9 protein-coding genes and 1 other annotated feature are annotated in these 13344 nt (G+C 41.4%); of the genes, 2 read left to right on the plus strand and 7 right to left on the minus strand.

Annotated elements, in window-relative coordinates:
- Positions 1-7 precede the first annotated feature (7 nt).
- The 5 genes from rodA to HNQ41_RS04675 all read right to left on the minus strand — a co-directional run bounded on the left by rodA (position 8) and on the right by HNQ41_RS04675 (position 6401).
- A complete protein-coding gene (rodA, locus tag HNQ41_RS04655; protein ID WP_184663260.1) occupies positions 8-1180 on the minus strand; it encodes a rod shape-determining protein RodA in 1173 nt (390 codons plus the stop codon).
- Between the two features lie 31 nt (positions 1181-1211).
- Positions 1212-2399 (minus strand): putative lipid II flippase FtsW, encoded by a 1188-nt coding sequence (gene ftsW, locus HNQ41_RS04660; RefSeq protein WP_184663261.1) that lies wholly within the window; start codon positions 2397-2399, stop codon positions 1212-1214.
- A 170-nt stretch (positions 2400-2569) separates the two neighbouring features.
- Positions 2570-3187: an NAD(P)H:quinone oxidoreductase gene (wrbA, locus tag HNQ41_RS04665; RefSeq protein ID WP_184663262.1), complete on the minus strand. Its 618-nt coding sequence runs from the start codon at positions 3185-3187 to the stop codon at positions 2570-2572.
- A gap of 1048 nt (positions 3188-4235) precedes the next feature.
- Positions 4236-5873, minus strand: coding sequence for a putative polysaccharide biosynthesis protein (locus HNQ41_RS04670; protein WP_184663263.1), 1638 nt, complete (start codon positions 5871-5873; stop codon positions 4236-4238).
- Positions 5874-6002: 129 nt separating this feature from the next.
- The gene (locus HNQ41_RS04675) at positions 6003-6401 is read right to left on the minus strand and encodes a secondary thiamine-phosphate synthase enzyme YjbQ (protein WP_343043327.1); all 399 of its coding nucleotides are present in this window, start codon (positions 6399-6401) and stop codon (positions 6003-6005) included.
- 223 nt (positions 6402-6624) lie between these two features.
- Here HNQ41_RS04675 and HNQ41_RS04680 point away from each other — a divergent pair, with 223 nt between their 5' ends.
- Positions 6625-7908 (plus strand): BaiN/RdsA family NAD(P)/FAD-dependent oxidoreductase, encoded by a 1284-nt coding sequence (locus HNQ41_RS04680; RefSeq protein WP_184663265.1) that lies wholly within the window; start codon positions 6625-6627, stop codon positions 7906-7908.
- A 56-nt stretch (positions 7909-7964) separates the two neighbouring features.
- Here HNQ41_RS04680 and leuS read toward each other — a convergent pair whose 3' ends face one another.
- Together leuS and HNQ41_RS04690 are read right to left on the minus strand one after the other, a co-directional pair.
- Positions 7965-10385, minus strand: coding sequence for a leucine--tRNA ligase (gene leuS / locus HNQ41_RS04685; protein ID WP_184663266.1), 2421 nt, complete (start codon positions 10383-10385; stop codon positions 7965-7967).
- Positions 10386-10458: 73 nt separating this feature from the next.
- Positions 10459-10682, minus strand: a binding site (T-box leader).
- Between the two features lie 142 nt (positions 10683-10824).
- Positions 10825-12030 (minus strand): MDR family MFS transporter, encoded by a 1206-nt coding sequence (locus HNQ41_RS04690; RefSeq protein WP_184663325.1) that lies wholly within the window; start codon positions 12028-12030, stop codon positions 10825-10827.
- Positions 12031-12308: 278 nt separating this feature from the next.
- Here HNQ41_RS04690 and ltaE point away from each other — a divergent pair, with 278 nt between their 5' ends.
- Positions 12309-13331, plus strand: a complete 1023-nt coding sequence (ltaE, locus tag HNQ41_RS04695) for a low-specificity L-threonine aldolase (protein ID WP_184663267.1) — start codon at positions 12309-12311, stop codon at positions 13329-13331.
- Positions 13332-13344 lie beyond the last annotated feature (13 nt).

A 13344-nucleotide genomic window follows, 5' to 3' on the forward strand; every position in this document is an offset into this window, starting at 1 on the left:
GTAAACGTTACTCCCCTTTTCCAAACATATAATGTTTTGTACGCATATTAACATTTAAGACGATCCCAATCGCAATCATATTCGTTATTAAAGCACTACCACCATAGCTAATAAATGGTAAGGCTAATCCTGTTATTGGCATAACCCCGACAGCCATCCCGATATTTTGAAATACTTGGAAAACAAGCAGCCCGACCGTACCAGAAACTAAATACGTACCAAACGTATTATTACATGTAAAAGCAATAATGATCATTCGATAAAACATAAGAAAATAGATAACGATCAGTACAGTCGCACCAAAAAAACCAAACTCTTCCGCTATAACAGTGAATATAAAGTCTGTATGGATTTCTGGAATAGCACCACTTTGCGACTTAACACCTTCGGTAAAACCAGACCCGTAAAGCTGACCAGCACCTATTCCCTGCAATGCATGGATTAACTGATACCCGATGTCTGTTGGATAATTGTAAGGGTCAAGCCATGCATAAATTCGGTTTAATTGGTGCGTATTAATAAAATTCGTGAAGAACTCGAAAAAATTATTGTGCAACCATACAAGAAATCCGATACCAACTGTAATCGTGCCAACGATTAAACCAATCATCCTCCATGTCACACCAGCCATAAGAATCATCGTTAATATCACAGCTCCGACCACAAGAGCTGTCCCTAAATCAGGCTGTTCCAAAATCAAGACAAATGGAGGAAGGCCAATCACAAGGACACTCCCCACAAGTTTACAATCTTCTTTAAATGTCTTAGGCCTAGGTCGTTGAGAAATATGATAAAGATAGTGCGCCAAAGCTAAAACAACAAAGATTTTAACAAACTCCGACGGTTGAAATAACAAGAAGTCTGGATGCCCTAGCCAACGTTGAGCACCATTTTGCTCAATACCAAATAGCGCAACCAACAAGAGCAAGAAAATGCCTAGACCATAAAAGGGAATCGAGAAATTTCGAAATAAGTCGTAATCAATACTCATTGCACCAACCATAAGTACAACACCAATTCCGTACCATACAACCTGCCTTCGCAAAAAGAAGGTTGGGTCATTCGGAAAATATTGACCCGAAGCACTATAAACAGCTAAAAAGCTAATGCACATGAGCAAAAACAACAAAAATAAGAGGGTAAAATCTATTTGCTGAAACGCGGTTTTTCGTTCTTGCATCGCATCCTCCACATCTATCACATAAGTGAAATCACCCAATATACGGCTGGGAAATATCACTTTTTGCTGAAACTGAACTTTCTTCACGCTCTTCTAAACGTGATTCCTCCTTGGTCATTTTCCCATTGTAACGATCAATATTCAACAAAATTCCGATAAAAATGAACGTCACTATAAGAGAAGAGCCTCCATAGCTTAAAAACGGAAACGGTATACCAGTAATTGGTAAAACGCCACTAACTGCACCTGCATTGAATATCACCTGTATAGCTAATTGAAAAGAAATTCCGAAAGCCAATAGACTTCCAAATGTGTCAGGACATCGCAATCCAATTAATAAACCACGCAGAATAATGAGTCCTATCGCTCCAAATACAAATGTAACACCTAGAAACCCTAACTCTTCACTAACAATAGCAAGAATAAAATCAGTATGGGCTTCAGGTAAATAAAACAATTTTTGTACGCTTTGTCCTAGCCCCGCACCTGATAGACCACCATGAGCAATCGCCATATATGATTGAATTAATTGATAACCATCACCACTTGCACTTGCAAATGGATCCATAAAACCGGCGATACGGTTCCAACGATAGTCTTCTGAAAAAGCGTAATACGCCACAACACTGACACCAAAAATGGACATTGCAAACAAATGCCACGTTCGCGCACCAGAACAGAATACGATCAAACCACTCACAATGACGATCGATGTCGCCGTTCCTAGGTCAGGCTGCATTAAAATTAACACAAAGAAAACAGCAATGACACAAAGAGGCGGAAACACGCCACGCAAAAAATCATCGATATAAGATTGTTTACGGGAATAGACGTAAGCTAAATACATGATTGCAGTCAGTTTGATAAATTCAGAAGGTTGTATCGTAAAACCACCGAATCTAATCCAACGTTGCGCACCATTCACATCATGTCCAACCCCAGGAATAAACACAAACAGCAAGATGAATACTGATGCTAAAACAAGGATTGGAGCTAATTTCTTATAGCGCCGATACGGAAAAAAAGCAAAAAAGAACAGTAGCATAAATGAAATAATGATCCAAACTAAGTGGCGTTGAAAATAAAACGTAAAATTGTCGTAAAATTCAAATCCTAAAACATAACTCGCGCTATAAACGATCACGAGACCGAAAAGACTTAAAAGTGCAACTACGATCAACAGTGTCCAATCAAAATGTCGTCGTTTTTCCTCATTCATAGTAACCCCCAGAAGCTTATCTTACTAATAGCTTCTCTCCTATCATTTATTCTAGTTTATATATTATAACAGAGTCTCTACAACGCTAAAAGAGACGCTATACTCAAATTAGGCAAAGATGAAAATAAAAGGGTGGCTCAGCAAGCCACCCTTTACTTCGTTTTACATGCTTAATTATGCAAGGCACCTGCAACACGCGTTACACGAGCACCTAATCGTTGGGCCATCGTTAAATCTCGCTCATCTGGCTGCAAACTTCCATCCGTACCTGCAATTGTCGATGCACTGTACGGTGAGCCACCGATCGCATCGGATGACATAAGCTCCGGGTTTTCGCCGTACGGTAACCCTACAAAAATTAACCCAAAATGAAGAAGTGGAACAATCGAAGTAATCGCTGTTGTCTCCTGTCCACCATGAACAGACCCAGTACTCGTAAACACAGCTGTTGCTTTTCCTTCTAACTCACCATTTGCCCAAAGTCCCCCTGCAGCGTCTAAGAACTGTTTCATTTGCGCGGGCATTGCCCCATATCGGGTAGGAATCCCCCATATAATACCATCTGCCCATTTTAAGTCATCATGAGTTGCTTCAGGTACCTCCGCTTGCATTTTTTGCGCCTCAACATAAGCCTCTTGCGAAGACATTGCTTGTTTTGTTGCCTCAAATTCAGGAATTTTAACCATTTTCGCATCAGCTCCTGCTTCTTGAGCACCTTTTTGAACTGCTTGCGCCATCGTATATACATGTCCGTATGAACTATAGTAGGGGATAAGAATGTTCGTCATTATATACCAGTCTCCTTTTCGTTATTTCATTTCTAGGATGTCTAGATTTCAAATCGATAAACAAAAAGTTGGCATCTTTTATCGATCTTCACGAATGCCCTATGATGAGCCGTTTCAGCTTTTTCGCTTTTTCGGGCTCTCTTCAATTGTCCGGATAAACTTGGGTTCGGACAGGTATACTGCTTTTGCTCTGCAACCTGTCCGAAGAACGCCTACCTTCGGACAGGTCTACTGCTTTTGCTACCAAAACTGTCCGAACATTCCTTGGCTTCGGACAAGTTTACCTTTTTCCTCTGCAAACTGTCCGAAGAACGCCTACCTTCGGACAGGTCTACTGCTTTTGCTACCAAAACTGTCCGAACATTCCTTGGCTTCGGACAAGTTTACCCTTTTTCCTCTGCAAACTGTCCGAAGAACGCCTACCTTCGGACAGGTCTACTGCTTTTGCTCTCAAAACTGTCCGAACATCTCCTACCTTCGGACAGGTCTACTGCTTTTGCTCTCAAAACTGTCCGAACATCTCCTACCTTCGGACAGGTCCACTGCTTTTGCTACTCAAACTGTCCGAACAACCCCTACCTTCGGACAAGTCTACTGCTTTTGCTCCCAAAACTGTCCGAACATCTCCTACCTTCGGACAGGTCTACTGCTTTTGCTACTCAAACTGTCCGAACATCCCCTACCTTCGGACAAGTCTACTGCTTTTGCTCCCAAAACTGTCCGAACATCCCCTACCTTCGGACAGGTCTACTGCTTTTGCTACTCAAACTGTCCGAACATCTCCTACCTTCGGACAGGTCTACTGCTTTTGCTACTCAAACTGTCCGAAACTCGACCTTTAGTTCACATATCAGCAGCGTATTTTTCTCCAACAGGAATTAATTATGAGATTTCACCACTATTTGGTGATGAAACGTTGATATATCGCAATAAAAAAAACGCATGTGATTTTCTATTTGAAAATCAATGCGTTTTCCTTTGTGATTTGATTGTTTGCACCTCTGAAGTAAACCGTTACTTTTAGATAAGAAATGCTTTCTTTCACGGTCTATTCTTTTTGCTGTAGAGGTCTTTTTTTGTTAAGAAAACGAAAGCGATGTCCTAATACGTCTCCAGCTAAACCAGAACGTACAGTTAATAAGAAATACGTAAGCGTCCCGACTACAACTGGAACAGCTAAAGAAATTAGGCTATTGCCCCATGATTCTAACGGGAACCATTGTTGAAGCAACCGATTCGTTAAAATGACGACAACAGCCATTGCAAACGTGAACATCACAATGAGAAGTGAACGTTTCAAGAGAAACACATAGTTATAAGACGTATACTTAGAGATCGCCCAAATCGTTATTGCAATCGCAGCTAAATACCCTATCGCTGTTGCAAAAATCGCCCCCGTTGCCCCTAACCAACTGATTAACAGTGTGTTTAACAACGCTTTTAACAACACGCCAACCGTTAGTGCAATGACAGCATATCGTTGCTTATCTATTCCTTGGAGCAGTGCAGCAGAAACCGGAAACACTGAGAACAAAATCGCAACCGGTGCGTAGTATTGCAAAATATCTCCACCAATTTCTAGATCATCAAGTCCAAATAACGTTGCATAAGCCGGATCAGCTAGCAAAAATAAACCAATTCCCGCTGGTACACTAATAAATAAAATAATCTGGAACGTTTGTGTCACTTGTTTTTTTAACCCCTCATGATCACCATGTGTATATGATTTTGTTAGTGCTGGTAAAATCGTCAGTGACATCGCCGTTGCTACAGAAACAGGGATTAAAATGAGCTTGTGAGAAGCTGATGTAAAGGCGCCAAAGTATCTTTCCGCCTCATTTTGACCAAATCCAATGTCCATCATCGCTTGGTTAAATGTAAATAAATCGACCATTTGAAACATCGGAATCGCTAAGCCGACAAACGAAATTGGTAACGCATATGCGATTAACTCTTTGTACATTTGCTTTAAAGGAAGACGATGGTCAACCTCACTTTGCTCAATTTGTACAGAAATCGCGTTTCTCCTTCGCCACCAAAATATAAATAAGACGACAAGACCACCAAGCGCACCAATAAACGCCCCAAATGTTGCAAATCCTACAGCAACACCGAGCTCGCCCTCAAATATATGAATAATCAGATAAGCTGCTGTTAAAATAAATACAATTCTTACAAGTTGTTCAACGACTTGTGAAACGGCAGTCGGTCCCATCGATTGAAACCCTTGAAAATACCCACGAACAATCGACATAATCGGTACGATAAGAAGAGCAACACTTACCATTCGGATCGTAAATACGACATCTGCCAAATCATTACCTTCCATATTGTTCGGGTCAATCACTTGTCTAGCAATCGGTTCAGCTAGAAGAAACAATAATAAAAACGCAAAAAATCCTGTCACTGTCATGACGAGAAGTCCTGAATGGAACAACCTTTGCCCTGTTCGAAAATCCCCTAAAGCTTGATATTTTGATACAAACTTCGAAACCGCAAGCGGTATCCCAAGTGTCGCTAAGCTTAGTAACACGGTATAAGGTGTATAGCCATAATTATAAAGCGCTAAGCCGTCGAGGCCTACGATCGCTTGAAAAGGGAATATGTATAATAATCCTAGTGTTTTCGAAATAAAAATAGCTGCTGTTAAAATCATCGTTCCACGGACGAGTTGGTTATTTGACATTCTATTCCCGTTCCTTTCAAGTTTCATCACTTAATGAAAACACACTTCAAGCATTGTACCATAGATCGCCCGCTTCGTTCGATAAAAAAAGGGCCAGACATGCATTAAAGAAGTCTGCCCCTTATACCTTTATCCTGCGATCACTTTCACATTGACTTTACGATGTCTCGGCCCATCAAACTCACAGAAGTAAATGCCTTGCCATGTACCAAGAACGAGCCGACCATCTTGAATGATAACTGCTTGTTGCGGTCCAACCGTACTTGTTTTCAAATGTGCTGCAGTATTCCCTTCCATATGACGGTCTTTTTTATGTTCCCAAGGGAATACTTCATCTAATCGCATAATCATATCTTTTTTTACGTCTGGGTCTGCATTTTCGTTAATCGTGATCCCTGCTGTTGTGTGCGCTGAAGCAATATGTACGACCCCTTCACGCACGCCTGACTCTGCCACGATAGTTTCAATGTCTGATGAAATATCAATCATTTCGTCTCTTGCTTTCGTCTTTACACTTAATGTTTTCACGTTGCTTGCTCCTCCTTTCTTTTCCTCTACAATAACAAAAAAGGTTGGCAACAAGTAACCACTCTTTCTTTCATCGCTTTTATCAATAGCGACTTGTTTACGAATACACATTCGCTGAACACGACAATTTTTTTAAAGAAGTTACTAAGAAGTTTTGCAATCGATCTTTTGTCTGATAAGGTAAATAAGTAAATATATCAAGTTAGGAAAAAGGTGATAACCTATGGCGTGGGACGTCATCGTGATCGGTGGGGGACCTGCTGGCCTTATGGCTTCAATAGCCGCTAGAGAACAAGGGGCTTCAGTTCTACTCATCGATAAAGGGAATAAATTAGGAAGAAAACTCGCCATATCTGGCGGAGGACGCTGTAATGTAACGAACCGAATGGAGGAACAGCAGCTCATCGAACACATACCTGGGAATGGTCGCTTTATGTACAGTCCATTTTCCGTATTCAATAATGAAGACATTATACATTTTTTCGAACGCTTAGGTATTCGTTTAAAAGAAGAGGACCACGGTCGCATGTTTCCAGTGGATGACAAAGCGGTAACTGTCGTGCGTACACTTTTAGATCAAATTCATAGGCTCGGTGTATCCATTCGAAAAAACACACGCGTGATTGATATTGACTACAGCGATGATCAAACAGCTGTTGAAGCGGTCCACATTGAAGGCGGAGAACGCCTTGAAACAAACGCCGTGATTATTGCTACTGGCGGGAAGTCTGTTCCTCATACTGGTAGTACTGGTGATGGGTACCCATGGGTTGAAAAAGCTGGCCACAAGGTGACAGAACTATACCCAACCGAAGTTCCACTTACTTCTAGAGACCAACTTATAAAATCGAAAAAATTACAAGGACTATCATTGCGCGAAGTCAAATTAAGCGTCATTGACCCAAAGAAAAACAAACCGCTCATATCTCATGTTGGCGATATGATTTTTACACACTTTGGTTTTTCCGGTCCGATTGCACTTAGGTGTAGTCAGTTTGTCGTAAAAGCATTGAAAAAACATCACGTTCAAGATGTGAACCTTTTGTTAGATGTATTCCCCTCTCAATCTAACAATGCGCTCATCGATCAATTACGATCTTTACTTGAACAGGAACCCAAAAAAGCGATCCGTAATATTTGGAAATCTTTTGTTCCTGAACGACTGCTAGATGCGATCTTAGAGCAACAAGAGATTGACCCTTATCATACGGTTTCTACTCTTTCAAAACAGGACCTTGAGCGTTTTGCAAATACACTCAAGTCGTTACCCTTATCTACAAATGGAACCCTTCCTATTGATAAAGCATTTGTTACAGGTGGGGGGATTTCTACGAAAGAAGTGGACCCAAAACGTATGGCATCAAAATGGATACAAGGTCTTCACTTTTGTGGTGAAGTGATGGATATTCACGGTTATACTGGTGGCTATAACATTACTGTCGCCTTCTCAACAGGATTTACCGCTGGCAAAGCGGCAGGTGAGGAGTCTCAATACAACAATCATTAATGCAAAAAAGCAGCTTCTAGAGGAGTCTGTACTCCTTCTAGAAAGCTGCTTTTTTATTAATTGGCAACAATATTGACAAGTTTCCCTGGAACAGCGATCACTTTCCGTATTGTTTTCCCTTCCAATTCCTCTTTCATTTTCTCTTCGTTCTTGGCCAACTCTTCCATTTCTTCTTTCGTCGCATCTTTTGCTACTTTTATTTTTGCTTTTACCTTGCCATTTACTTGTACGACAATTTCCACTTCATCATCAACAAGTTTGTCTTCATCGTACGTTGGCCATGCTTCATAACTAATTGTTTCACTGTGGCCTAGCTTCTGCCATAACTCTTCAGTGATATGTGGTGCAACAGGTGCGAGAAGTTTTACGAACCCTTCCATGAATGACTTTGGTAACACTTCTTGTTTATAGCCTTCATTAATAAACACCATCATTTGTGAAATGCCTGTATTAAAACGTAAGTGTTTAAAGTCTTCACTTACTTTTTGCACCGTTTGGTGATACGTCTTCTCAAACTCTGAATTGATATTCGCATCGTCAGTGATTTTCGAATTTAATTGACCTTCATCTGTAACATATAAGCGCCATACACGATCAAGGAAACGACGCGCCCCATCAAGGCCTGTTGTGCTCCATGCTACAGATGCATCGAGTGGCCCCATAAACATTTCATACAAGCGAAGCGTATCTGCACCGTGGGTTTGAATAATATCGTCAGGATTTACGACATTGCCTTTCGACTTACTCATCTTCTCGTTATTTTCACCAAGAATCATCCCTTGGTTATATAACTTTTGAAACGGCTCTTTCGTTGGAACAATGCCAATATCATATAACACTTTGTGCCAGAAGCGAGCGTACAGCAAGTGAAGAACAGCGTGCTCGGCTCCACCAATGTAAATGTCGACAGGTAACCAATGTTTTAATTTTTCAGGGTCTGCAAGCTGCTCTTCATTGTCTGGATCAATATAACGTAAGTAGTACCAGCAGCTTCCTGCCCATTGCGGCATCGTATTCGTTTCACGGCGCCCTTTCAGGCCTGACTTTTCATCATAAACGTATAACCATTCTTCATTGTTTGCTAGTGGTGATTCACCTGTTCCAGAAGGTTTAAATTCATCCATATCCGGAAGCGTAAGCGGTAATTCTTCCTCTGGTATCGGTGTCATCGAACCATCTTCCCAATGAATCATTGGAATGGGTTCACCCCAATAACGTTGGCGACTAAACAACCAATCGCGCAGACGGTACGTCGTTTTACGCTCACCTTTTCCGTTTTCTTCTAACCAATCGATCATTTTCGCGATCGCTTCTTGATTGTACAATCCGTTTAAAAAGTCAGAGTTTACGTGTGGCCCATCTTCCGTGTACGCTTCTTTTGACAAGTCACCACCTGAGACGACTTCTTGAATCGGTAGATCAAACTTATTAGCAAATTCGTAGTCACGCTCATCGTGACCAGGAACCGCCATAATCGCACCTGTTCCATAACTAATAAGCACGTAATCAGCAATCCAAACCGGCAACTTGCCACCAGTGATCGGGTGCACAGCATAAGCACCTGTGAAAACGCCTGTTTTATCTTTAGTTAATTCCGTTCTTTCTATTTCACTCTTTTCACTTGCTTTCTTTTGATAAGCATCCACAGCTTCGCGCTGATCTTCTGTCGTAATAGTTTCTACAAGTTCATGTTCTGGGGAAAGGACAATATATGTGGAACCAAAGAGCGTATCAGGTCTTGTTGTAAATACTGTAAAAGACGCATCATGACCTGAAATATCAAAATCGATGTTTGCTCCTTCAGAGCGACCGATCCAATTGCGTTGCATTTCTTTAATACTACCTGGCCAATCAAGCTCTTCTAAATCTTCTAACAAACGATCCGCATACGCAGTAATTTTTAACATCCATTGTTTCATCGGGCGGCGTTCAACAGGGTGTCCCCCGCGTTCACTGACACCGTCAACGACTTCTTCATTTGCAAGAACAGTACCTAATGCAGGGCACCAGTTTACTGGAACTTCATCGATGTACGCTAAACCGCGTTCATATAATTTGATAAAAATCCATTGTGTCCATTTGTAATAGGACTCATCTGTTGTGTTCACTTCACGGTCCCAGTCGTAAGAAAAACCGAGTGATTTAATTTGGCGTCGGAAGTTATCGATGTTGGCAATCGTAAATTCACGTGGGTGCTTACCTGTATCTAGCGCAAACTGCTCTGCAGGTAAACCAAAAGCATCCCATCCCATTGGGTGCAATACGTTATAGCCTTGCATCCGCTTCATGCGCGATAAAATATCAGTAGCTGTATACCCTTCAGGATGTCCAACATGTAAACCAGAACCCGATGGATACGGAAACATGTCTAAAGCGTAAAACTTTTCCTTTTGGCGATCTTCTGTCGTTTTAAACGTTTTGTTCTCTTCCCAATACTTTTGCCATTTCGTTTCAATTTGTTGGTGATCAAAAGCCATGACAATACGCCTCCTTCAGAATGTTATCGATTGATGAATTTGTCTTCGGTATCAAAAAAACCCCTCGCCCCAATAAAGGGACGAGAGGTATCATCTTTACCTTCCCGCGGTACCACCCAGCTTAGTACAACGCGTACTCACTTTCACCCGTAACGAGGGTAACGACAAGAGCTAGGAAATCAATTCACTCTTGCAACTTCAAGGCGAGTTCGTGAGCGCGAGTGGATGACTTGCACCGACCGTCATCTCTCTAAAAACACCGCAAACTTCACTACTACTCCTCTTCATCGTTTTTCAATTTCGACATCATTCATCATCCGTTATGTATAATATGTATTGTAGAAAGGACAAGTACAAATGTCAAGTTACCAGAAAAGCTGAAACGCCTTGGGCACGAGCAACAAGCAATTCAGGATCGAGGAGCATGCCTCGATAACCCTCATGCTCCCTCTCTCGCAACAGTTTGATTGCTAGGTCCTTTATCAATACGACGATCATAAATGCTCGTCGTAACAAAACCGATGATAAACAAAGCAACAAGAACGTAAAATAACGCCTGCATGCCAAAAACGTCAGCCATAAAGCCTCCAAACAATGGTCCGATCATCCTTCCTCCTGTGGCAACACTATTAACAATCCCTTGGAACAAACCAGCCTTCCCTTCTGGCGCTAATTGATGAGCAATCGTCGGTACAGCCGGCCAAACAAACATTTCCCCAATCGTTAAAACGATCATCGCGGCAAGAAAAGCCGTAAATATTTCAGCTTGTGTAAGGATAAGATAAGCCACCATAAATACCGAAAGTCCAATATAAATTTGCGACTTTAACGAATGTACCCAACGTTGGATAAACATACGCATAAACGGTTGGCAAAACACAATCATTGCTCCATTAATCGTCCATAACAAACTATACTGAGACAACGGGATCCCTAAATCTTGCGTATGAACAGACACTGTCGTTTGCCATTGTACATAAGCAATCCATGAGATAAGAAAGCCAACACACAAAATGAGTAAAGCACGAAAACGTTTTTTATGCTCCTGTATCCCATCTGTTTGCAGTAAACCACTACCAGAACTGGATACATCTTTTTTCGGCTGTAAATAACGAAAGCCGAAAAAAGCAATCACTAAAAATAGGGTATACATGAGTCCATTAGCAAGAAAAACCAAATCAAAGCGATAAGATGCCACAAGTCCAGCAAGGGCCGTACCTAGAGATACGCCAACATTTTGTGCTACATAAATGGCATTAAACGGCCTTCTCCCCCCTTCTGGCCACACGCTACCTGCTAAAGCATACATCGAAGGAATGATGATCCCTGCTCCAAAACCAAGCCCGATAAGCAGGATGACATACGCTTCAAAATGATTAAAAACCGCTAATGTGAACGCACTAGCCATCGTAACCATGATACCTAGTAAAATGGAACGATACCCTCCAATTCTGTCAAACAAATATCCTCCTATTAAATTACCAACCATTCCTGCGCCAGCATTAAATACAAGAACCGTTCCAGCAATCGTCAATGATCGCCCTAATTCTCCATGAATATATATTGTGTTAAGAGGCCAAATAAACGACGCACCTGTTACATTGATAATCATACCAACTACGAGCAACCAAAGTGCTTTCGGCATTTCCGCCAACCCTCGTATGAATGCTTTAGGTGCAGTTATAAGCGTTTTTAACGTTGTTACCATCAGTATTACTCCCCTTAATTTCGAATCACTAAACAATTCTAGAAGAATAAAACCATTCTCGCAACTTAAAACCGTTTAGTTCCACTGACCCCCATCTATCTAGAAGCCTATCCCTATGTTAATATTGAAGAACCTTGCTCTTTACAAGACGGATAATACTTTTCATTTTAAATATATATGAAATAGTGAAACATCGGCGGGAAGGAGTTTTTTCAATGATTGACTTACGAAGCGATACGGTTACAAAACCATCTGAAGAAATGAGAAAAGCCATGTATGAAGGTGAAGTAGGCGATGATGTATACGGAGAGGATCCAACAGTACGAAAACTGGAAGAGCGAATTGCGGAAAACCTCGGAAAAGAGGATGCCCTTTTCGTCCCTAGCGGAACACAGAGTAACCAAATTGCTGTATTAACAGCAACTTCTCCAAGTCAAGAAGTGATTTTGGAAGCATCGTCTCACTTGTTTTATTACGAAGGCGGTGCAATGAGTGCACTTGCTAACGTTCAACCAAGGACGCTTGTTGGCAAACGAGGGGTACTCGACCTCGAGGAAGTGGAACGGGCTATTCGTCCAGATGATATCCATTTTCCAAAAACTGGGTTGATCTGTATAGAAAATACACACAATAAAAGTGGCGGCTCCCTTGTTCCCTTAGAAAATATGAAACAAACTTACGAGTTAGCTCAGCGTCATAATATCCCCGTACATCTCGATGGCGCTCGATTATTTAACGCTGCCGTCTCTGCGAACCTCGAAGCAAAAACGTTCGCACAATATGCTGATAGTATATCTATTTGCTTTTCAAAAGGGCTCGGTGCACCTGTAGGTTCAGCACTCGTAGGTGATAAATCTTTCATTGATGAAGCTCGCGTATGGCGCAAACGATTAGGAGGAGGCATGAGGCAAGCAGGTGTACTTGCCGCTGCAGCTCTTATCGCCCTTGAGGAGAATACGAGCCGTTTGGTCGACGATCATAAACATGCTAAAATGCTCGCAGACGGATTAAGAAACATCAGCAATATTACAATTGATAACGAAGTCGATACAAATATGGTCATCGCAAGCGTACAAGATGAAAATATGACAAGTAATGAGCTACTTTCTTTATTAAAAGAACGTGATGTCCTCGGTGTACCTGTAAGTCCTGAGGCGATTCGCTTAACGACTCACCTTCATATCCAAGAAAATGATATAAAACAAACAATTCAAGCATTTGAAGACATTTTTACCTGAAAGGAAGAAATTG

This window comes from Texcoconibacillus texcoconensis (assembly GCF_014202575.1).
GTDB lineage: Bacteria > Bacillota > Bacilli > Bacillales > Salisediminibacteriaceae > Texcoconibacillus > Texcoconibacillus texcoconensis.

Bases quoted from the DNA above. Each gene is read 5' to 3' on its own strand.
- rodA (WP_184663260.1), bottom strand. From the start codon at position 1,180: ATGCAAGAACGAAAAACCGCGTTTCAGCAAATAGATTTTACCCTCTTA.
- ftsW (WP_184663261.1), bottom strand. From the start codon at position 2,399: ATGAATGAGGAAAAACGACGACATTTTGATTGGACACTGTTGATCGTA.
- wrbA (WP_184663262.1), bottom strand. From the start codon at position 3,187: ATGACGAACATTCTTATCCCCTACTATAGTTCATACGGACATGTATAT.
- HNQ41_RS04670 (WP_184663263.1), bottom strand. From the start codon at position 5,873: ATGTCAAATAACCAACTCGTCCGTGGAACGATGATTTTAACAGCAGCT.
- HNQ41_RS04680 (WP_184663265.1), top strand. From the start codon at position 6,625: ATGGCGTGGGACGTCATCGTGATCGGTGGGGGACCTGCTGGCCTTATG.
- leuS (WP_184663266.1), bottom strand. From the start codon at position 10,385: ATGGCTTTTGATCACCAACAAATTGAAACGAAATGGCAAAAGTATTGG.
- HNQ41_RS04690 (WP_184663325.1), bottom strand. From the start codon at position 12,030: ATGCCGAAAGCACTTTGGTTGCTCGTAGTTGGTATGATTATCAATGTA.
- ltaE (WP_184663267.1), top strand. From the start codon at position 12,309: ATGATTGACTTACGAAGCGATACGGTTACAAAACCATCTGAAGAAATG.